12 protein-coding genes are annotated in these 24,026 nt (G+C 25.3%); 7 read left to right on the forward strand and 5 right to left on the reverse strand.

Annotated elements, in window-relative coordinates:
* Nucleotides 1-926: 926 nt before the first annotated feature.
* The 4 genes from cpxA to prfA form a co-directional block, all read right to left on the reverse strand.
* Nucleotides 927-2,297, reverse strand: a complete 1,371-nt coding sequence (gene cpxA, locus K0T98_RS00460) for an envelope stress sensor histidine kinase CpxA (protein ID WP_225639460.1) — start codon at nucleotides 2,295-2,297, stop codon at nucleotides 927-929.
* Nucleotides 2,297-2,995 (reverse strand): envelope stress response regulator transcription factor CpxR, encoded by a 699-nt coding sequence (cpxR, locus tag K0T98_RS00465; protein ID WP_225639461.1) that lies wholly within the window; start codon nucleotides 2,993-2,995, stop codon nucleotides 2,297-2,299. Before cpxR ends, cpxA begins: the two co-directional genes overlap by 1 nt.
* 3,072 nt (nucleotides 2,996-6,067) lie before the next feature.
* Nucleotides 6,068-6,919 carry a peptide chain release factor N(5)-glutamine methyltransferase gene (prmC, locus tag K0T98_RS00470; RefSeq protein ID WP_225639462.1) on the reverse strand — a complete coding sequence of 284 codons (852 nt, stop codon included), beginning with the start codon at nucleotides 6,917-6,919 and terminating at the stop codon, nucleotides 6,068-6,070.
* On the reverse strand, nucleotides 6,909-8,000 hold the full coding sequence (prfA, locus tag K0T98_RS00475; RefSeq protein ID WP_225639463.1) for a peptide chain release factor 1: 1,092 nt from the start codon (nucleotides 7,998-8,000) through the stop codon (nucleotides 6,909-6,911). Before prfA ends, prmC begins: the two co-directional genes overlap by 11 nt.
* A 1,565-nt stretch (nucleotides 8,001-9,565) precedes the next feature.
* Between prfA and lolB the strand changes: the two genes are divergently transcribed.
* The 3 genes from lolB (at nucleotide 9,566) to K0T98_RS00490 (ending at nucleotide 13,052) form a co-directional block, all read left to right on the forward strand.
* Nucleotides 9,566-10,204 carry a lipoprotein insertase outer membrane protein LolB gene (lolB, locus tag K0T98_RS00480; RefSeq protein ID WP_225639464.1) on the forward strand — a complete coding sequence of 213 codons (639 nt, stop codon included), beginning with the start codon at nucleotides 9,566-9,568 and terminating at the stop codon, nucleotides 10,202-10,204.
* Nucleotides 10,205-10,207: 3 nt separating this feature from the next.
* Complete coding sequence (gene ispE / locus K0T98_RS00485) at nucleotides 10,208-11,074, forward strand: 4-(cytidine 5'-diphospho)-2-C-methyl-D-erythritol kinase (RefSeq protein WP_225639465.1); 867 nt, start codon at nucleotides 10,208-10,210, stop codon at nucleotides 11,072-11,074.
* 1,030 nt (nucleotides 11,075-12,104) lie between these two features.
* Entirely contained in the window at nucleotides 12,105-13,052 is a 948-nt protein-coding gene (locus tag K0T98_RS00490; protein ID WP_225639466.1) for a ribose-phosphate pyrophosphokinase, read from the forward strand.
* 2,192 nt (nucleotides 13,053-15,244) lie between these two features.
* Here K0T98_RS00490 and K0T98_RS00495 read toward each other — a convergent pair.
* On the reverse strand, nucleotides 15,245-16,540 hold the full coding sequence (locus K0T98_RS00495; RefSeq protein WP_225639467.1) for an adenylosuccinate synthase: 1,296 nt from the start codon (nucleotides 16,538-16,540) through the stop codon (nucleotides 15,245-15,247).
* Nucleotides 16,541-17,908: 1,368 nt separating this feature from the next.
* Here K0T98_RS00495 and ribF point away from each other — a divergent pair.
* The 4 genes from ribF (at nucleotide 17,909) to ispH (ending at nucleotide 23,659) form a co-directional block, all read left to right on the forward strand.
* Nucleotides 17,909-18,847, forward strand: a complete 939-nt coding sequence (ribF, locus tag K0T98_RS00500; protein ID WP_225639654.1) for a bifunctional riboflavin kinase/FAD synthetase — start codon at nucleotides 17,909-17,911, stop codon at nucleotides 18,845-18,847.
* An 88-nt stretch (nucleotides 18,848-18,935) separates the two neighbouring features.
* On the forward strand, nucleotides 18,936-21,794 hold the full coding sequence (ileS, locus tag K0T98_RS00505; protein WP_225639468.1) for an isoleucine--tRNA ligase: 2,859 nt from the start codon (nucleotides 18,936-18,938) through the stop codon (nucleotides 21,792-21,794).
* Between the two features lie 11 nt (nucleotides 21,795-21,805).
* On the forward strand, nucleotides 21,806-22,288 hold the full coding sequence (gene lspA, locus K0T98_RS00510) for a signal peptidase II (RefSeq protein ID WP_225639469.1): 483 nt from the start codon (nucleotides 21,806-21,808) through the stop codon (nucleotides 22,286-22,288).
* Nucleotides 22,289-22,705: 417 nt separating this feature from the next.
* Complete coding sequence (gene ispH / locus K0T98_RS00515) at nucleotides 22,706-23,659, forward strand: 4-hydroxy-3-methylbut-2-enyl diphosphate reductase (RefSeq protein ID WP_225639470.1); 954 nt, start codon at nucleotides 22,706-22,708, stop codon at nucleotides 23,657-23,659.
* Nucleotides 23,660-24,026: the final 367 nt, after the last annotated feature.

Raw genomic sequence — 24,026 nt, forward strand, 5'->3', positions numbered from 1 at the left:
TATTTATTTGCCCTGAGTAGTAATGTATTTTACATTTATTTATTAAGCATTGTTAGTTAAGTTTTCTTGTTTATAGTATATTACTAAATTTATTTAAAACTAGTAGTAAACTATAGTTTATATTTTTAGTATAGTTCTTTATTTTATAAGTATATTTTATATGTTATATAAATATAAAAATTTAATAAATTATTATATTTGAGTTATAGAAAATTAGTGTAATATGTACAATTTTATGTGCTATAGCTTTTATATACTGATAGATGTAAAATAAAAAATTACATAATGTATATTAAGTATATAGATCAAAGAGTTATGTAAAGACTATGTTATTTAAAAATAAATTTACAGTTAGTATTGAGAAATACATAATAGTATCATCTACCTGTATATTTAATTTATATTTACTACCCTACTATTTAATGGAATTTATATTATAGATTGATATTGAGTAAACATTAAAATATATCTTAATTATATTTAATAAATACCTAGAGTGTTTTTATAATAAACAGTTACATGTATTTTTTTTATTATATGTCTTATATAAACAATCATATATTGGTATACTAACTTAGGTAACTAACATTTTAAAAAAGTATCTTTTATATTTTTAATATTTTAAGATTGATGCATACATTTATTTATATAGTCACATTACTTCCTATAATTTTTATTATTAGATATTTAACTGAGTAAATTTAAAATTATACTATATTATATAAGGACATATAAAATTATAGAAATTTTTTATAAATATTTTTGCAAGTTTATATGTATTGAAAATTCATAATTTTATGCAGATATAATATCTGGAAATTTTCTAGTACAACTTCTATTAATATTTCTATTAACTAATGACCAATATTAAGAAGGTGAATTTACCTATACTAACATTATAGATAATAAAAATTATCTTTTAAAATTTACTTTATATAAAGTGGTAACCAAATTTTAAGACATAGACCACCTAGTAGGATGCTATTTTTAACCTTAACCCAACCATGATGTTGTTCTACAACCATGCGGACTATAGCTAATCCTAAACCAGTACCATTAATATGACTGTTACGTGCCTCATTAGTTCGATAGAATGGGTGAAAAATCTGCTCATGTTCTTCTTGAGTTACACCAAAGCCGTCATCGTCTATTTTAATTATAATACCCCGGCTATCACAATTAAAAGTGATTATGATTTTATTATATGAGTAGTATATAGCATTACGTATGCTATTTTCAAGTGCACTATTAAGTGCATTATAGTTACCCAAAATTGGCCAAGGACCAAGAGGATTTATAATTTCTAGTATTTTACCTACCTCACTAGCTTCAAATTTAGCGTTTTTTAATACTTTGTACCAAAGTTCATTAGCTTTCAAGTATTTTTTCTCTAATGTAGTTTGATATACATTATGCGAAAGTAATATTAAGTCATTAATCATGTTATCTATACGATCTATTTCCATTTCGATACGTGATAATTCATTATATTCTTTATAACGACGACGCATAAGTGCAATAGTAAGCTGTAAACGTGTCAGAGGAGATCTTAACTCATGAGAGATATTAGATATTAAGATTTGTTGTGTGTTGACTATCTTTTGCAGTGTAATTACTATTTGATTTAAACTATTATCTGTAGCTAAAAATTCTTGCAGCCTAAATTCTAATTCTGGTTGCTGATTAAGACTATCAATTTTAATGTTATCAATAGTATTTTTAGGTTTAAGTGCACGTCTAACAAGATTATATGTTATGAAAATCAATAAAGGTGTACTACTAAATATAGTGATTAGTAATAAAAAAATGGGTCGGTTAAATATTAAATTAATAAATGTATCTTGAGAGTTGTTATCCTGGCGTACTAAATAAAACTGATATTGATCTTGGTTATTTTTAGGAAAAAGAGGACCTAATTTTTCAAGTGGGCTATATTTATTTTTTTTTAATATATCTCTGTTATCAGATGTGTTAATGAAGGTACGCATGTTTTGTATTAATATACGTTGATTTTTAATAATATACCCCTCTTTTGTTACTAGTATAATTGCTGGATTAGAAAATAACCATTGATCAATATTGTGTAGTAAGATTTTCCACCAAACCAAATCATTTGTTATATCTATTGTCAGTCTATTTTTTATTTTTTTTTCTATTATTACTTCTTGCTTTATTTGACTATCTATTAAATCATTTAACTGATTTTCATCTAATTTTAATAGTAATAATATTACCATGAGTACTAATATTAACATTAACCAGAAAATAGTAAAAATACGCACTTTAAGGTTATTCATTAGAAAATAGAAACCATTTGATAGCCACGGCCGCGTAGAGTTTTAAACCAAGGTTGACCATCCTTACGTTCAGGGAGTTTATGACGTAAATTAGAGATGTGCATATCTATTGCACGATCAAATGGAGTAAGACGTTTACCTAATACTTTTTCACTTAGATATGCTCGTGAAACAACATGCCCTATATGCTGAGCTAGTAGATAAAGTAAGGTGAACTCAGTTCCTGTTAATTCTAATATTTTTCCAGCAAAACAAGCTTCTTGTTTTCCTGGATTCATAAATAGATAACCTATTTCTAATGTTTGTAAGTTGCTTTTACTATTTTGTTTAGATTCTTTCCAATTTGCACGGCGTAAGATTGCATGAATACGTGCAAGAAGCTCACGATCATTAAAAGGTTTAGGTAAATAATCATCAGCTCCAAGTTCTAGTCCTAGAATGCGATCTAGTTCATCACTACGTATAGTTAGCATTATTATTGGGGTTTGATAATGCTGACGTATTGCTTTTAATGTATCTATGCCGTTTTTTTTTGGCATCATTATATCTAATAATAATAAATCTATACTAGGATCTAAAATCTTTATAGCCTGGTCACCATCATACGCAATAACTACATTAAAACCTTCTAAGTGTAGTATTTCTTTTAATAGCTCTATAAGTTCGTGATCATCATCAATTAGTAAAATTTTTTTCATATATTATTGATCTCCTAGTATCAAATATCATAACAAATCAGATTATTCCTTAGGCTTATTTTATTTAAAAATTTAAAATTATTATTTTAAGTACTTAGAATATTCTTATTAAACTAAATATAGTTTTACTAGGATTTTAATATTAAATTGATTTAGTATATTATAATTCTAGTCTGATGTTAAAAATAACATAATAAGCTAATCATCCTACTTACAAATATCTTAAAATATATAATGTTTTTGTGTTTTATAATATTTATTTAATAGCTTACCAAATAGTTATACAGAAATATATTATTGAATATTCTATAAGTAGATATTATATGATCTGTATTTGATGCATAAATTTGATATATATGAATAAAGGTTATGTATTATTTTTAATATTGTATTTGTTTTTTAATTTCTCTTAATATTAGATAATTTCTTATTAGTGATAGTAGTAAATAAATTGTTTTGTACTAAATATTAATTATTAAATATTATTTAAATTATTTTATATATCTTTAATAAGATTATTAATCTTGTATTACAACCTCTAAGATTGTTAGAAATATATATATGTCAATAAATTTTATTTTTACTGCAGGTTATTTCTTAGTAAAAATAGTTTTTATTACCATAATTGTGGTAATTTTGGCATATTTTTTACTATTTTATAATTTATGTATTTCTTATTGGGGATACTGCTATATAAATTTGTAAAGTATTATATAAAATAGGTTATTAACCTTATTATATTATTTAATAACTAATAACTTCATGTATTATTTTAATTTACTTACATATATTGAAAGTATACATAGATACGCGAATTTATCTATATACTAAACAATATTTACGCTGGTTTTTCTAAAAATATATTTTTATTACATATACGAGTAGTATTAAATATACCACCTATAAATAGTAATCAAACTAAATAATATAATAATAAAATTAATAATAGAAAAGTTATGAATAAATCTACGCTATAAGCTATAATGTTAGATATTAACAATATCTTCTAGAATTTAACTAGTTATATAATTGATGATTTTTATTATTATACTAATAATTTATAGATATATAAAATAATAAGATGGTTAATGAAGTAATAATTATGAATTTAATAATCATTATTCTAGTTTATTTATGATTTTGTTAACACAAAATTATTATGTATAGTTTTTATGTAATTCTTATGAAGATATAATTATCTAATAATTTAGAATAATCTTGCTTAGTTACTTGTAATGTACATTACAGATCCATGTGTTTTATTATGTACAGTACTACTAATTAGTATTTTAACTCTTCTGTATAAATATAATTAGATAGTAACTTATTTTAAATATATATATATTATGGTTTATGCAAATACTATTTTTTATCTTGTCTTTATGGTGTAATATTTTTGAATTACTATATGGTATACTAATTTATATTAATAACAATAATAATTAAAATTATAGCATTAAGATATTTATTGATAATGAATATATTATAAGGTATATGTATTTTACTAAATTTTTTATTTTATTTTAATATTATATAATTTATATAAATTACTAATAAAAAGTGAAGGTAGTATATAATTTAAATACTGTTTTATATTTTATTATTTTGTGATTATTAAAATACTTTACTTAATAAATTAGTAGTAAGAATCACTGATTAATATCTAATATTAGAAATATACATCCGTTCTAATAATATAATATTATTTATAATAAAAAGCTGTTAAGTATCAATAATAAAATTATTAATAATAATATTATTATAATATATATTAATACATATTTTATTCATTTAGTTAATTAACAAGATATCTAAAATAGATAATAAAATAACTTATTTAATCTTATTAAGAGAGTAAGATAAAATATTATCATTGTAATCAAACAATTATATATTTCTCGGATATTATATACCATGATTATTTATCATTTTATATGATAGCATCTATATTTATATTTTAGTAATATTAATATCATTAAATTACTAGTAATAGTTAAGATTATAAATAAGACTATAATTACATGAAAGAGTAGAACTATAAAATATAATATATAATTATAAGTTATATTTTATTATAAAATTATAAAAAATTTTAATTGCGTAACTATGTTAGTGTACTTTTCATTATATAGTTATTAGGTAGTAAAAATAATAATTAACTTATTAGAATGTTGCAAAAAATTCAATATAGCTAGTATAAATAATCTATATACTGAATAATTATAAATTATTAGACTGATTTGGCAATTGTATTTATTAAATAGACTAAATTTTATTTATCTAGTATATCCTATAATAGGTATTATTGTATTGTATATATAAAAATATAATAAAAAGTATATTTACTATAATATATCCCTTTTAAGGGTTTATTAGTAATAATAAGTATTTATTATTTTGTTAGTTATTAATTATTAATGTTTATTATATAATATAATGCATTAGTTTTACTTATATACCAATAGTATTATATCTATTTTTTTAAGTTTAATTATATATGTATATTTTTAATATATACGGGAATATTTATTATGATTCAGATCATAATAAACATTGTTACTTAATTCATGATTTTAAGTTATTATGAATTAGTTATTATATTATTTTATATATATTTTATCTTAAGATAAAATATTTTTATTGAGTATATAATAATTCATATATCTCCCCTATAGGAAAAATCTTATAGCACAAAAGTATTCAATAATTAATATTATTAAATATAATATATTTAAGTTACCTTTATTATTCTTTTATTTATGAAATATATTTTATTTTTATCTTATAAATTAGAAGATGTATGCAAGTATTAAATATGGATAAATTATAACATCGTGGTAATAAGTAGTAGAACTATAATATAGTATAAGATATTATTAAATATATATTGTACCATATATTAGTAATTTAATAAAACCAATGTATAATCTAATAAAATAATTTTTGTATTTTAAAAATTTATCAATAATATAATAATATTATCACATTCATATTGTAAATTATTTTTTCTTTTATAACTTTCATATATTTCTTAATAAAATTAATAATACAATTTTAGGTTAAAAGTATATTTTAAGATATTTTAGCTAAAAATAAAACAAACCTTCCTGATGTTATGCGTTCATGATTGCTATAATCTTTTTTTGTAGAAACTTGAGTAAATCCTCGCTCACACATCAATTGACGAACCCTTTTTCCTTGTTGCCAACCATGTTCTATAACTAACCAACTATTATTAATAAGATAATAGGGAGCAAATTTTATTATATGGCGTAAATATGCAATTCCATGTTCTGGTGCAACTAGCGCTCTATAAGGTTCATACATAATATCACTTTGTAATAGATGAGGATCGGATTGATCAATATAAGGGGGGTTACTTACAATCAAATTAAATTTTTGTCTTAATACCGGTTTAAACCAACTTCCAGTTAAAAATGATACATTAGAGATATGCAAATTTACAGCGTTACTTAATGCTAAAAATATAGCATCTGCAGAACAATCTATACCAAAAAAATAGCAATCAGGACGTTCGCTAGCAAGTGCTAAAGCAATAGCTCCAGTACCGGTGCCTAAATCAAGTACTCTACATGCACTTATTGGTAGTAACTCCAAAGCTCTCTCTACTAGGCATTCAGTATCAATGCGCGGTATTATCGTTACTGGAGAAATCTTGAGTAACAAAGACCAGAATTCACACTCACCGATTAGATAAGCTATTGGTTCATTATTTATACGTCTTATTAAAAGCTGTTCTAGCTGATATTCTTGTTTTAACGTTAGTACTATTTCACTAAATGCTAAAACGTAACTATAGCTTTTACCAGTAATAAAACATAGTAGGATATAAGCATCTCGTCTTGGATTTTTACTCATTTTAAGTCTTGCGATAGCCTGTTTTAACCACTGATTAAATTGCATTAGTATTTTCGTAAATTGAAATTAATTGATCATTTTTATGTTCTTTAAGAATAGATTCAATTAGTATGTCTAATTTACCTTCCATTACTTCATCTAGACAATAAATTGTTAAGTTTATACGATGGTCTGTTATGCGCCCCTGCTGAAAATTATAAGTACGATTACGATCTGAACGTTCTCCACTACCTAATAGATTACGACGTGTTGATGCTTTTTCTTGTTCTAGTCTTGTTATTTCTGCTTTACGTATACGTGCACCTAATATAGATAAGGCTTTTGCTTTATTTTTATGTTGTGAACGTTCATCTTGACATTCAACTACAATACGGGTCGGTATATGGGTAATACGAATTGCTGAGTCTGTTGTATTCACATGTTGTCCACCTGCTCCTGATGAACGAAAAGTATCAATACGTAAATCCTCTGGATTAATATCTGGCAATTCTGTTATCGGAATTTCAGGCATTACAGCAACCGTACAGGTTGAGGTATGAATTCTTCCCTGAGTTTCAGTTGCAGGTATACGTTGTACACGGTGCCCGCCTGATTCAAACTTTAAATATCCATAAACATTATTACCAATTACTTTAGTAATAATCTCTTTAAAGCCTCCATGATCACCTGGAATTGTATTAAGCACTTCTATTGTCCAGTTATGAGATTCTGCGTAACGGCTATACATGCGAAACATATTACCTGCAAATAATGCTGCTTCATCACCTCCTGTTCCAGCGCGGATCTCTAAATAGCAGTTTCGTTTATCATTAGGATCATTAGGTAAAAGTAAACTATGTATTTGCTGTTCTAATTCTAGAATATATTTTTTTCCTTTGATAATCTCTTCCTGTGCCATTTCTTTAATGTCAGGCTCATTAAGCATTATTTCTGCAGCATAAATATCTTTTTTTATTTGTTTCCAAATTTGAAAAAAATTTATAATTTGGTTTAAATATGCATATTCGCAAGATAGCTTGCGAAAATAGCTCTGGTTATTAATAATATTAGAATCTTCTAAGTATACCTTTACTTCAGTATAACGTTCCTGTAAACTTTCAAGTTTTGCAATTATAACGGGCTTCATGTATGAGTATACTAACCTTAACTTATATTAAATAATTTATAGTGAGTGAATTTGATTATTTTAAGAAATTCTTGTATACTTATATTTATTATAAATACTATTATAACTTATTAATTTTATTAGAAATATTGATGAATGCATTAGTTATATTTTAATTATTTAAGTAGTGAATGGTTAAATATGTATGTTATTTTAGTGCCCTAAAAAATATAAACGTTATAACTTAGTATGCTAAAAATTATTTATTCAAATACAATTTCTATTGTTATATTGTTAAGATTAATATTATAGAAATAAATATTTTTATATCATTAAATATCTTTAATAAAATATTAGCTCGAGTATGGATTCTTGTCAAGATTTGCAAATTATTTTATGAAATTTTCTTATGAAATATCAATAGAAATATTAGATAAATAATTTATGATTTGCCTATTTTAGCGCTATATATAAAAAAGCAAGAAAAATTATTGTATACCTTTACAGGGTAAATTCTTACTTTTGAAATATTATTATGATTACTTATTTTAGTGATATACTCGTCTACAGAGTGCATAAATAATTTAACTTATTTCTATTACTAGATAAGTAATTTAGTATATTTATAATACTTAATTATTAAACATATCTTTTCATATTTTAGTTTGTTTAAGTCAGTATAGAATAAGTTATTTATCTTATATATTATAATTTATACATATTCATACAACGAGTCATTATTATGATATATTTTAACTGTTTATTACTTATTTAACATTATAAATCTCATGATATTGATTTAGTTAGTGTATATTTAGTAAATTACTACTTAGTGTATAGATTATTAGTTACAAGGTATATTTAAAATATTCTTTTAGAAAAGGTTTTAATTAAATTAATAACTAGATAATATGTGCCATTTATACTGATCTTTATAGTATATTTTTATAAAATATTTTATATGACTATAGTAAATCTACTAACATTTATTTTATTTAGAAGATTTTAATTTTCATTAAAATATATAATCACTAAGTCATACATAACTAGTTAATTTTATATATTAATTTTTTATATTTTAAAATATAAAAATATACTCACAGTTAAATAACATAAAATAATCTCTTGTATTAATAATAAGTAACATACATTCTAAGTAACATTTACATTCAGATTTTAATAGAAAACATATAATCCTTTTAATTAAGAGTTACTTAAGTAATATTTTAGTATATTTTAAGTACAAGCAAGATAACAAAATAATAATTTATCTAAAATAATATATTTGATGTATAAAAAAATATTAGTGTTATAGAAAATTATTATTTATATGTTGATATATATTATCATTGCTTTTTCTAGGAAATATATATAAATATTATTTATAATTGTGAGTATATATTGTAATGATTTATGTATTTTTACTATGAAATATAATTTGAATAAAGAAAATATAATAGATAAGACATAATAATATCTTATACAAGAATATACTCACTATTTTAGAATGAGTATACATGATCAATCAATAGTGGTAGATAGGATTTCTCCTGTAACTCATCATGAGTATTCTCGTTATTTTAAATATGAACATTAGACATCAATACAAAAAAATATTTTTTTTAACCCCCTTAATATTAAGTTATTTATTACTAATATCTTGTAGTGCTTTACAACAAACCAATCTTACTGGTAATTCTAAGAAAATACAGCAGTGGAAAAACCATGAAGCACAATTATTAAAAATAACTAAGTATCAAATACGTGGTACCTTTACTTACCTAGTAGCTGGTAAGCAAGTAGTATATAGTAATTTTTTTTGGGAACAGATTAAACCAGATAATTATTATTTAATTTTTATTAATCAATTATGCAGTAATACAATTGAACTAAATTTTTCTTCTGGTAGAATGCAAATTACTAATAATCAAAAAAAATATTATATCAAAAATAACATAGATAAAAATATACAAAAACTAACAGGTATAAAAATACCACTAAAAAAATTACGTTTATGGATGCTAGGACTTTCAGGTGATGCCACTAATTGCATACTTGATGATCAATATCGATTGCAGCACTGTATTTATAACCAAGACGGTATCACTTGGAGAGTAAATTATCTTAGATATGGTACACATGCTCATCCATCCTTACCAGTACAGTTAGAAATTAAAGAAGGAGAGCAAATTTTTAAACTGAAAATAAATAATTGGATCTTATAAAAAATGATTTTTACCAGTAGTATTTGGCCTGCACCGGCTAAGATAAATCTTTTTCTTTATATAAATAGCCGTCGTACTAATGGTTATCATAATCTACAAACTATATTCCAGTTTTTAGAATACGGCGATCAACTGATGATTACTCCACGTATTGATGGTCAAATAAATTTACTAACACCTATCATAGGTATACCTAATAATGAGAACTTAATTATTCGTGCTGCTAAATTACTGCGTGATCAATTACCTAATTATTTTTCCTACCATGGTGCAGATCTTTTACTTAAAAAAAATATTCCAATTGGTTCAGGTCTAGGTGGAGGTTCTTCAGATGCAGCTACCATACTTGTTGCTCTAAATAAATTATGGCAAGCTAATTTGAGTCATGATGTATTAATTAAGTTAGGTGCACTGTTAGGTGCAGATGTACCCTTTTTTATTAATGGTCATGCATATTTTTCAGAAGGAGTGGGAAGATTAAAGTATCCTGTATATCCTGTAGAACGATGGTATCTTATTGTAAATCCAAATATTAATATCTCTACCGCTTTAATTTTTAGAGATCCAGATTTAAAAAGAGACTCTCCGGTACGTTCTTTACGGGAACTTTTGCGTATACCGTATTCAAATGATTGTGAAATTACTGTAAGGAGATTGTTTCGTAAAGTTGATAAAGTCATTTTATGGTTATCACAATACGCAACATCACGTTTAACCGGTACAGGTGCGTGTGTTTTTGCTGAATTTGATACAAAAAAATCGGCCCAACAGGTACTTAAACAAGCACCTATTGGGATTAAAGCTTTTGTTGCGCGGGGTATTAATGTATCACCGTTACAAATTTTTTCTCAAAAATATTTTTATAAATAACAATATTGTTTCTTATAAAATAAGAGTTACAAAATATCATTTGAAGGTATTTCTCTTTTTAAGTTAATCAAATTATCTACAAAGCAGTCTTATATGATTTAATTTTTATATTATAACCATACTAATTTATTAGTACTATTTTGATGTTCATTAAGATCGCAAGTAAATTAAACTGTTTGTGTAAAAGTAACGCTTTATAAGAATGAAATAATTTCCTATACTAATAAATATTATTTTTGTAGTATATAAGAAAATATTATATTAACTATAATATTATTAGTAATATAAGATATCTAAGATAAAAAAAATATTTTTATCAAATAGATTATTATGAAAAAATTAAATTTACTAAATATATATAGATAAAATATAAAATGTAATTTTATTAAAACTCCAAGTATATAGATAAAATCTATAAGATATATTTATCTACCTCTATACTTATTTGTCTATAATACATCAATTTATCTTATTTAATAAAATTTTATAAAATTTAAAAAATATTTTTAATGATCACTATATAGTGTGTATGTGACTTATATTTTGGTTAATTAAAACTATGATAATGCGCAAATATCATTATATTTATCATTAAAAATATATATATTACTTAATTAAAATAAGAATAAATTTATGAATATTTATTAATAATATATATAAAAATTATTAATTTTAAAATATAATATATGATTATTGTATGAATTTGATAGATGTAGTATTTTGTTTTATATAGTAAACTTCCCTTAAATATTTTGAAATCTTATTTATTTTTAAAGTGGTAAAAAAATAATATAATAGTATATAGGGTCTTAATTTTATAAAATTTGTTATAAATATCTAATAACTATATTTTATAAATTTTCACTATAATATATTACTTAAAGATATAAAATTTATTTCTTATATAATTGATATAATTATTTGAATTATAAACTTCTACTAATTAGATAGAATTATGATTTATTACCCTCTTAATCTTTAATAAAAGGGGTATCTACTATTTTTTATATATAAACCTAGAAGTATTATTATGCCTAATATAAAGCTTTTTACTGGTAATGCTACCCCTGCATTAGCACGACGTATTGCTAATCGTTTATATACAAATCTAGGTGATGTTGCTGTTGGGAGATTTAGTGATGGAGAAGTTAGTGTACAAGTTAACGAGAATGTACGTGGTGGCGATATTTTTATTATCCAATCTACATGTGCGCCAACCAATGACAATCTAATTGAGCTAGTAGTTATGGTTGATGCATTACGCCGTGCTTCTGCAGGACGTATTACTGCAGTAATTCCTTATTTTGGTTATGCTCGTCAAGATCGTCGTGTACGTTCTGCTCGTGTACCAATTACTGCTAAAATTGTAGCTGATTTTTTATCAAATGTAGGTGTTGATCGCGTACTTACCGTAGATTTGCATGCGGAACAGATTCAAGGTTTTTTTGATGTACCGGTAGATAATGTATTCGGTAGTCCTATTCTCCTGGAGGATATGTTACGACAGAATCTCAAAAACCCGATGGTAGTTTCTCCGGATATAGGTGGTGTAGTGCGTGCTCGCGCCATAGCTAAACTATTAAACGATACTGATATGGCTATAATTGATAAACGTAGACCGAGAGCTAATATATCTCAGGTTATGAATATTATCGGTGATGTAACTGGTCGTGACTGTGTGATTGTTGATGATATGATAGATACTGGTGGTACTTTATGTAAAGCCGCTGAGGCATTAAAAGCAAGTGGTGCCAAAAGTGTACTCGCTTATGCAACTCATCCAATTTTTTCTGGTGATGCGATTAGTAATATCAAAAAATCTGTTATAGATAAAATTATTGTCTGCGATACCATTCCTTTATCTGAAGAAATGAAATCTCTAGATAAAGTACATACTCTTACCTTGTCTGGTATGTTGGCTGAAGCAATACGCCGTATAAGCAATGAAGAATCTATTTCTGCAATGTTTGAACATTAAATAATAAATTAATAACTCTGTAAGGATTAGATAAATAATCAATAAATTTTATTTACATTGTTAATTATTTTATAAAAAATAAATATATTAAGCAGCTTAACTAATTATTAATAAATATTAATGTAATAATTATTAATTAATAGTGATAAAGACTTGTAACTTTATTTTCATCAGAAATGAGTTAAAAACTTTATAATAAATTTATTTAATATAAAATAATATAATTATTTTTAATAAAGTTTTTTATTTATATTTTTTATATATATTTAAAATATAATATTTTCTATATAAAACCTTAAGATTTTAAAATTTCTTACTATATTATAAAAATAACTATATATACAATTAAATTATATTAAGTAGTATATTTATATATAACCCTATATTAATTTTTATGGGTTGATCTATCTTATTTTGCTAAGAGATATTTATTATTAAAATAATTATTTTAATAATTTATTCAATTTTATTTTTAAATATAGAAGTATCTTGTATAATTTTTTTATGTTTAATTACAACTGATTAAAACTATTATTTTTTTATTAGGGGAAAATAATACTACCAATATATTATATAAGATAATAATCTTATTATTATCTGAAGATGTTTATTGTTATTCATATAAAGCCCTAACTAATAATATTAATCGCTTGGCTTAACACACTTACAAATAAGTATCAATACTAATTAAAATAGATTGTTTTATTTGACGTTTAATACCTTCTATAAAATATATGTTAATTTTATCTCAATAGTACTGATCATTCTTAGAGTATATATTTTTTTTGATAAAAAAACTTTTGTAAAATACAATAAAATAAATACTTTACTTTATCAAGTAACAATATTACTATATAATATATGTACTTTAATAAAGTATTAAGACATTACCATATATAGCCCTGATGAACCATATCGAGTATTTTTAGATAAATATGTAAAATACTATTATTATACATTAAAGAATTTTATATATCTTAAGATACTAAAAAAACTTTTTATATTTTAATTGTACTTAATGAGTAAATTGTTACTATATTAATATCAAATAATTATTTGTATATATCTATATAATCAATTATTAAAATAGTTAATTATATAGATATATTTTAATCTCTATTGAGTAATTTTTTTGATTATTACTTTATTTTATAACTATCTAGTCACTTCATGTGTTTATACTATTTTATTTTATATTCATTTAATTAAAATTTTTTTATTTATTATTTTATACTTTACTGAGAGAATACCTATAAATTTTATTATAACATTTTAAATACAAAATATAATATTACTTAAATAAAGCTATAATATTTCATCTAAAATATACTTACCTCTGTATAATTTTTTATATAGCAATACACTACATTCAATAATATTGCTATCTATAGATAAATAAAATTTAATAAATATTAATTAACACACTATATATCTTATATTTTTACCTTTTTATTAAAAAGCACTTATCATCATAATAATAAAGCTTTATATTTTTAAAATATATTTTTAATCTTTTATATACTAAAATACTTTCATATAATTTGTATTATTGTGATTTTATCAAAATACTTTGTTTTTATGTGTTAGGTAAAGAATATAATAAGTAATTAAATTTTTTAAATTTATTTTATACTTCTAACATAAAAGCTATAAACATTACTGATAATTCATAAAATATTTATAGTGGCTTTATATTATTTTTTTATTTTTATCATATTATATGATACGATCTAGATAATAAACTTTAAATAATACAGCACCTTTTATTATAAAAAACTATTAATATTGTGTATTAAGTAGTATTCACCTATCAATATTTAAAGGAATTATTTTATAAGTTGAGTAGAAGATATATTATAAGATAAAGATATGCTTTATATTACTAACCTAGTTTATTATTTATAGATATTCTGTAATTATACTTTATAAGTAAAATATTAATCAACTTGATGATAAATACTTATAATATAGTTAAATGAACCACTAATAATATATAAACATTTTTTCTTTATTTTATTTTTTTAGTCGTAGTATAACATGGAGTATTATAATTTTGTACTTAGAAGTGTAATTCTAATTACTATATAAACATAACTTTAACAGATATGTTACTATGGGTTTAGAGTTATATAATAATAATTTTTAGTTATTTTAACTTATCTTATAAAAGATACAGCATAATAACTCATTAACTAGTTAAATGGATCATATAAAATTATAGTATCTTTACGATCAGGTCCAGTAGAAATTAGATGAACAGGTATACCTACTATTTTTTCTATATATTTAATATACTTTATCGCATCAAGTGGTAATTTGTTATATTTTCTTACACCAAAGGTAGGTTCTACCCATCCGGGCATTATTTTATAGATTGGTTCAATATCATCCCAACTTGTAGGATCTATTGGAATGGTATTAATTTCACTACTATCAGGCATACGATATCCTACACAGATCTTTATTTCATCTAAATCATCTAAAACATCTAATTTAGTAATACACAGGCCAGATAAAGAGTTTAGTTTTACAGCGCGTCGAAGAGCAACAGTGTCTAACCATCCAGTACGACGATGACGACCAGTAGTTGAACCTAATTCATGACCCTTAGTAAATAAAAATTCCCCTACTTCATCATATAGTTCAGTTGGAAAAGGACCCGCACCTACACGAGTAGAATACGCCTTAGTAATACCCAGTATATAATTAATAGAGAGTGGTCCTACTCCACATCCTGTAGCTACACCACCTGCAATAGTATTAGAAGAGGTGACATATGGGTAAGTACCATGATCAATATCTAGTAGAGTACCTTGTGCACCTTCAAATATAATGAAGTCACCTCGTTTATTTGCTTTATAAAGTAAGCCAGCAACATCAACTGTCATCGCGGTTATAATATCAGTCACAGAGAGAATTTCATTAAGTACATCTTTATAGATGATTGAGTTAACTTTATAATAATGCACTAGTTGAAAATTATAATAGTCTATATTTTTTTTTAATTTACTTGCAAAAATCTTTTTATTAAAAAGATCACCAACGCGTAGACCCCGACGTGCTATTTTATCCTCGTACGCAGGACCAATACCTAGACCTGTTGTACCTATGGCTGCTTTACCAAGAGATTTTTCACGCGCTTTATCTAAAGATACATGATATGGCAGTATTAAAGGACAGGCTGCGGATACTAATAGGCGTTCGCGTACAGGAATATTGTGCATTTCTAATTCGGTAAGTTCATTTATTAATGCATTAGGTGATAATACCACACCACTTGCAATAATATTGATGACATTTTCATGTAAAATACCTGATGGAATTAAATGAAGAATAGTTTTTGTACCATTAATTACTAGTGTATGGCCTGCGTTATGACCGCCCTGATATCTCACAACATACTGAGCTTTTTCTGTTAATAGGTCTACAATTTTTCCTTTACCTTCATCACCCCATTGGGTTCCTAGTACAATGATATTCTTACCCATTATATTCTCATTAAGTTATTTAAAACACATTTTGCTATATTAATTTTTATGGCTTTACTATTTTAGTATACAATTTAAAAAAAAATTTTAATTATTTAATTACATCATATTTTACTTAAGATAAAAATATAGTTAATAATTTTTTAAAATCATACATATAAATTGATGAGTAATATTTTTATTTTTAATAAAATCCTCCTATACTATTCTTATAGAAAGATAATATATCTAGTAATATATAATTAAAAAAATAAAAAGATATATTATAAATAATAATAAAAATAATCCTTAAAATATTTAAATAATTTCTAATATATCTTAAAATTAATGATATTTTAGGATATATTAACTTAATATTATTTTAAAATATTATTGTGATATTAAAATCATTTCTATATGTTTATTGATATTTATATAGTAATATTTATACTTCCTCTTGTTATTAAGATTATGATAAATAGAACATTAAGTAATCGAATCGTAATAAATTAAAATAAAGATAATAAATACATATAAACTTAAATATATTGATATCTATCTCATTAAAAAAATATTATTCTATATTTAGTACTACCTTTATCTAGACTTGAGTTAACTTGTAACTTATTAGTTTTAGCTATATAAATATCATCGCCACATTATTTTCATCTCTTAATTTCACCTATTCATCTTAATATCTAAAATTTAAATATTTTATAGAGTTAGCTTAACCTTAGCACTATTCAAATAACATCAAAACATATTAAAAAATAAACCTATTAATTTTAATTGCTAGTAATATACGACAAGTATATTATAAAACTGCTAGATTTATAAAAAATCATATAACATCATACAATATTATATGATTTTTTATAAAAATATAAATTTTACTAATATTTAGTATCTCAAATTTATTTAAAAATATACTTATTTAAAATAAATATTTATATTTTAATTTTTGAAAATTATAAAATGTAAGATTAGTATGTATATTTATCTAAAAACTTATAAAATTATAGATTTCATCTAAATATTAATAAAAGTAATTCATAGTTTTTATTACAAGTGTATTTATCCTCCTATAGGAGATTATAGTGTAATTTATTTTTTTATTTTATACTAGTAAATAGTAATTGCGACTTTAATTATTATTTAGCAAATACATCATAAATATCATTCATTAAATATCATTTATATTGTAAGTATTTTTAAAAGGAATAGAGATAATTTAAAAAAAACAGTAAAATACTTTCAATATTATATTAAAAATAAAACCTATTTTACTTAATTTTTACTATATTACTTTTAAGTAGTCATATTACTGTTAAATATCAATATATAGATAAAAAAGTCATCAAGAAGATGATTAAAAATTTTGAGCGTGATATGGAGTTAATTCGTGGCATTCATAATCTAAGACCTCGTCATCATAACTGTATTCTAACTATTGGTAATTTCGATGGAGTACATCGAGGTCATCAGGTTTTACTGGGTCGTTTAAAACAACAGGGAAAAATTTTAGGACTACCAGTTATGGTTATGAGTTTTGAACCTCAAACATTAGAAGTTTTTGGTGTAAATCAAGTGCCAGCCAGGCTGACTCAGTTGCGCGATAAATACCATTACCTTGCAAGTGAAGGGGTAGATTATCTTTTATGCGTGCGCTTTAATCTTAATTTTGCAGCTTATTCAGCAGAATATTTTCTTAAGTATTTACTAGTTGAAAAAATTAGTGTCAAATACCTCATTATAGGTGATGATTTTCGTTTTGGTGCAGGACGTCAGGGTGATTATCAGTTACTACAGCAGGCAGGATCTAAGTTTGGTTTTACTGTTAATAATTCTGAGAGTTTTTGTGAGGATAATAAACGTATTAGTAGTACATCTATTAGACAGGCGTTACGGGAAGATAGATTAGATCTAGCTGAAAGCATGTTAGGGCATCCATACAGCATTTCCGGACGTATTATACATGGTGATAAAATTGGAAGGACAATTGGTTTTCCAACTGCTAATCTACCATTAAGATGTATTATAGCACCAGTACACGGTGTTTATGTAGTAGATGTTTATGGATTAGCCTCAGGACCATTACCAGGTGTTGCAAATATTGGCACTCGCCCAACATTTGCTGGAATACGCCAACAATTAGAGGTACATTTATTAGATACTACAATGAATCTTTATGGACGACACGTCCATGTTGTTCTGCGCGCAAAGTTGCGTAATGAACGGTATTTTGCTTCTCTTGACGAATTAAAGCAACAGATATTTCATGATCTTTTAATGACACGTGAATTTTTTAGACTAGATATACCTATTTAATATTTATATACCCAAGTAAAATAAAATAATATTTTTAGTTTACTCTTTGTTAAATTATATATATCGCTAAAAACGGAACTAAAATATAATGAGTAATTACAAGAGTAGTCTGAACCTACCACAAACAGGGTTCCCGATGCGCGGAGAGCTTTCTAAACGTGAGCCTTTGATTCTGCAACATTGGTATGAGAAAGATCTATATGGTTTAATACGTCAAGCAAAAAAAGGTAAAAAAACTTTTATTTTACACGATGGTCCTCCTTATGCAAACGGTAGTATTCATATTGGTCATGCAGTAAATAAAATTCTTAAAGATATTATTATAAAATCTAAAGGTTTTAGTGGTTTTGATTCTCCTTATATTCCTGGGTGGGACTGTCATGGACAACCAATTGAACTAAAAGTTGAGCAACTAATTGGTCAGCCAGGAAAGAAGTTTAGTGCCGCCGAGTTTCGTATTAAATGTCGTGAATATGCTTATGAGCAGATTAAAAGCCAGAAGGCTGATTTCCAGCGTCTAGGTGTTTTAGGTGATTGGGATCATCCGTATTTAACAATGGCTTTTGAGACAGAAGCTAATATTATTCGTGCGTTAGCTAAAATTATTGCTAATGGTCATCTAATTAAAGGTTCTAAACCTGTGCATTGGTGTCCAGAATGTCGTTCTTCTTTAGCTGAAGCCGAAGTTGAGTATCAAGATCAAATATCATTATCTATTTATGTTCGTTTTTTTGCTGTTGATAAAAAAGAAATTTTAAATAAATTTGGTGTTAAAAATGCTAAAGGTAAATGTTATTTACTAATCTGGACTACTACTCCTTGGACAATACCAGCTAATCGAGCAGTTGCTCTACATCCTGAGTATGAATACCAATTAGTTCAAATAAAAACAGAATGTTTAATTATCGCTACTAATCTTGTTAATAAAGTTATGAAAAGTATAGGTAATACCTTTTGGGTTATTTTAGGTAGTTGTAAAGGTATTAACTTAGAGAAGCAGTATGTACGACATCCTTTTATGTCTTTTAATGTACCGATAGTTTTAAGTAAACACGTCATGCGTGAGGAGGGAACAGGTGCTGTCCATATTGCACCAGCTCATGGTCCTGATGACTATATAGTAGGTCAGAAATATGGGTTAGAAACTCTTAATCCTGTTGGTCCAGACGGTTGTTACATTTATAATATTGACTCTGGAATGCATATTTTAGATGGTCTTTTTGTATTAAAAGCTAATGATGTTATAGTAGATCTACTTAAAAAGTATGAAACACTACTTTATGTTGAAAAAATACACCATAGTTATCCATACTGTTGGCGTCATAAAAAACCTATTTTTTTTCGTGCTACTCCACAATGGTTTATTAGTATGGATCATAAAGATTTGCGTAAGCAAGCTCTAGATAATATTAATAAAATAGAACAAGTAGGTTTGAAAGAAAATAAATTTAGCGGATGGATACCATCGTGGGGTAAATTGTGTATAGAAACAATGGTAGCTAACCGCCCTGACTGGTGTATCTCGCGTCAACGTACTTGGGGTGTTCCAATGTCTATATTTGTTCATAAAAAAACGCATAAACTACATCCGCGTACTATAGAACTTATGGAATCAGTTGCTCAGCTTGTTGAAAAATCAGGTATTCAGGCATGGTGGGATTTAGATATCAAAAATTTTCTAGGTGCAGAGTCAGAACAGTATGAAAAAGTATCTGATATTTTAGATGTATGGTTTGACTCTGGCTCAACTCATTTTTCCGTAGTTGATGTGCGTCCTGAATTTCATGGCGATATTGCAGATATATATCTAGAAGGTTCTGATCAGCATCGCGGTTGGTTTATGTCATCTCTAATAATTTCTACCGCTATAAAAGGTAAGGCTCCTTATCGTCAGGTACTTACACATGGTTTTACAGTGGATCATGAAAGGCGTAAGATGTCTAAATCAATAGGTAACACATTTAATCCTCAGGATGTAATAACAAAATTAGGTGGTGATATTCTTCGTTTATGGGTTGCGTCTACCGATTATACCAGTGAAATTGTAGTATCACATGAGATTCTAAAAAACTTTGTAGACTCTTATCGTCGTATTCGTAATACTGCGCGTTTTTTGCTGGCTAATTTAAATGGTTTTAACCCTATAAAGCATATGATTAAGCCAGAAGATATGGTATTACTAGACCGTTGGGCAGTTGAACGTGCAATGAAAATACAAAAAAAAATCATAGAATTTTATGATAGCTATAATTTTCATGGACTTATTAAATGCCTTTTATATTTTTGTTCAGTAGAGATGGGTTCTTTTTATTTGGATATTATTAAAGACCGTCAGTATACTTCTAAAGCAAATAGTTTATCGCGCCGTAGTTGCCAGACTGCACTATTTCATATTATTGAGGCATTAGTACGTTGGATAGCTCCAATTTTATCTTTTACTGCCGATGAGTTATGGAACTATATTCCTGGTGAGCGCTCCATTTTTGTTTTTACTGAAGAATGGTATAAAGGATTATTTAGTTTGAGTGATACAGGATTAATGAATAATAAATTTTGGGCTACATTGTTAAAAGTTCGCAGTGAAGTTAATAAAGTAATTGAGCAAGCGCGTAAAGATAAGTTTATTGGTAGTTCTCTTGAAGGTAAAGTAATATTATATACTACCGATAATTTAATGACTCAATTAAATAGTCTGCAAGATGAATTACGTTTTGTGTTTATTACCTCTGGGGCACAGGTTATGCCATTAGCATGCGCCCCAGAGAGAGCTTTACAATCTGATATTGTAAAAGGTTTAAAGATTTCTTTGAGTAAGGCAGAAGGTCATAAATGTCCTCGTTGTTGGCACTTCTATACAGAAATTTACCGTAATACTAGATATCCGGACTTATGTATAAGGTGTGAATCTAACCTCATAGGTTATGGTGAAAAACGTAAATTTGTATAATATCATCTTAAATGAAACAATTAATTATGCATACAGGATTGCGATGGCTCTGGTTATCACTCATCGTATTAATAATAGATTTATATAGTAAGCACCTTGTTCTTAAATACTTATCTTTAGGCAGCACTAGAGCTTTATTGCCATTATTAAATATACACTATGTTCGTAACTATGGTGCCGCTTTTAGCTTCTTAGCTACAAGCAGCGGCTGGCAACACGGGTTTTTTATTAATATCGCTATTGTAATATGTGTATTATTTTTGGTATTAATGTATCGCTCTTACGCGACACAGACACTAAAAAGCATCTCTTATGCATTAATTATAGGTGGTGCGTGGGGTAACTTACTGGATCGTATTTTACATGGGTTTGTTATAGATATGATTGATTTATATATTGGCATTTGGCATTTTGCTACCTTTAATGTAGCTGATTGTGCAATTTGTATAGGTGTAATATTAATGCTATTTGAAAAAAACAAAATAGTTCAATAAAGAGAGAGAAAATTTAATATAATTATATAAATTTAGAACGTATTGTTCTACATATTATTAGTATAATAAAACCTATTTTATTTAGGAAAAATATAAAGTGTCATATATATGATTTAGTTTAAAATAAAGTTTTTAATTTAAAATAGTAATAATTTTCTTAAAAATATTTTATAAGCAATATAAATTAAGATATAAAAAATAATAAAGGTAAATATGATTTAATCATATCTTATTAATTATTGGTATAAGGAGTTATTATATCTTTTCTAGTTGTTATACCACCATACTTCTACAATTTAAGTATGTTTTGAAATAGAAATTTAAAAAATACCTAGTATTTATATTATATTACAGTATATAACGATTATTATATGGGAAGAACTTCTCAAGTTTTACCTATAAAATATGGAGATGTGTATGCAGATTTTATTAGCTAATCCACGTGGTTTTTGTGCTGGTGTAAATCGTGCTCTTAGTATTGTAAAGCGTGCCTTAAAAATTTATGGTTCTCCTATTTATGTTTTTCATGAGATAGTACATAACCGGTATATAAGCAATACAATGCGTGAGATAGGGGTGATTTTTATTGAAAAAATTAGTGAAGTTCCAGATAATTCAATTCTTATTTTTTCTGCTCATGGTGTATCTAAGATCGTATGTAAAGAAGCTAAATCTAGAAATCTTACTATGATATTTGATGCTACTTGCCCTCTCGTGACTACAGTGCATATGGAGGTTTCCCGTGCTAGTCGTAAAGGTATGGAAGCTATTTTAATTGGGCATGCTGGGCATCCAGAAGTTGAAGGAACTATGAGTCAGTATAATAATCAAAAAGGAGGAATATATTTAGTTGAGTCTCTAGAGGATGTTTGGAATTTACAGGTTAGAAATGAAAACAATCTATGTTTTATGATGCAAACCACTCTTTCTGTAGATTACACGTCAGATATTGTTTCTGCCTTGAAAAAACGTTTTGTAAATATTAGTAGTCCACGTCAAGATAATATCTGTTATGCAACTATAAATCGTCAGGAGGCTATTCGCAATTTAATTACACAGTCTGAAGTTATCTTGGTAGTGGGGTCGCAAAATTCATCTAACTCAACCCGCTTAGTTGAATTAGTACATCGCGCTGGAGTAAAAGCATTTTTAATTGACTCTGCTAAAGATATTCAAGAAGATTGGCTAAAAAATGTAGACTGTATAGGTGTGACAGCAGGGGCCTCTGCTCCAGAAATTTTAGTCCAAAATGTTATAAAATATCTAAAGATTTTAAAAGGGGGTAATTCGATTGAAATAAAAGGTATTAAAGAGAAGGTTTATTTTAAAATACCAAAAGAACTACGTGTGAATTTACAACAATTAGATTAGTATTTCATGTTTATGATACCAAATGAAACTATGTATCATACAATTTTGTTTTTTTATTTAGTAACAATTAATTACTGCATAAATTTTAATATTTATTTAATTTAAACCTTATATTTTATTAGTAATAAATATCTAGATATTAAGTTTACGTCAACTAGAAGTTGCATATTAATGCATAATACTTTATTTCATATTTAAAATGCTTTTAGCGTATTCTTAAAATAGAGATAATATACATTCTAATTTAAATGTATCAAACAAAATCAATAATATTTTATAATTTATTTATAGTACATTAAAAGTTAATATTACTACTTTAGTATTAATTTCATATTAAAATAAATAAGCATGCAAAATTTTTAATTTA

Origin of the sequence: Candidatus Profftia sp. (ex Adelges kitamiensis) (genome assembly GCF_020342455.1) — a bacterium.
GTDB lineage: Bacteria > Pseudomonadota > Gammaproteobacteria > Enterobacterales > Enterobacteriaceae > Profftia.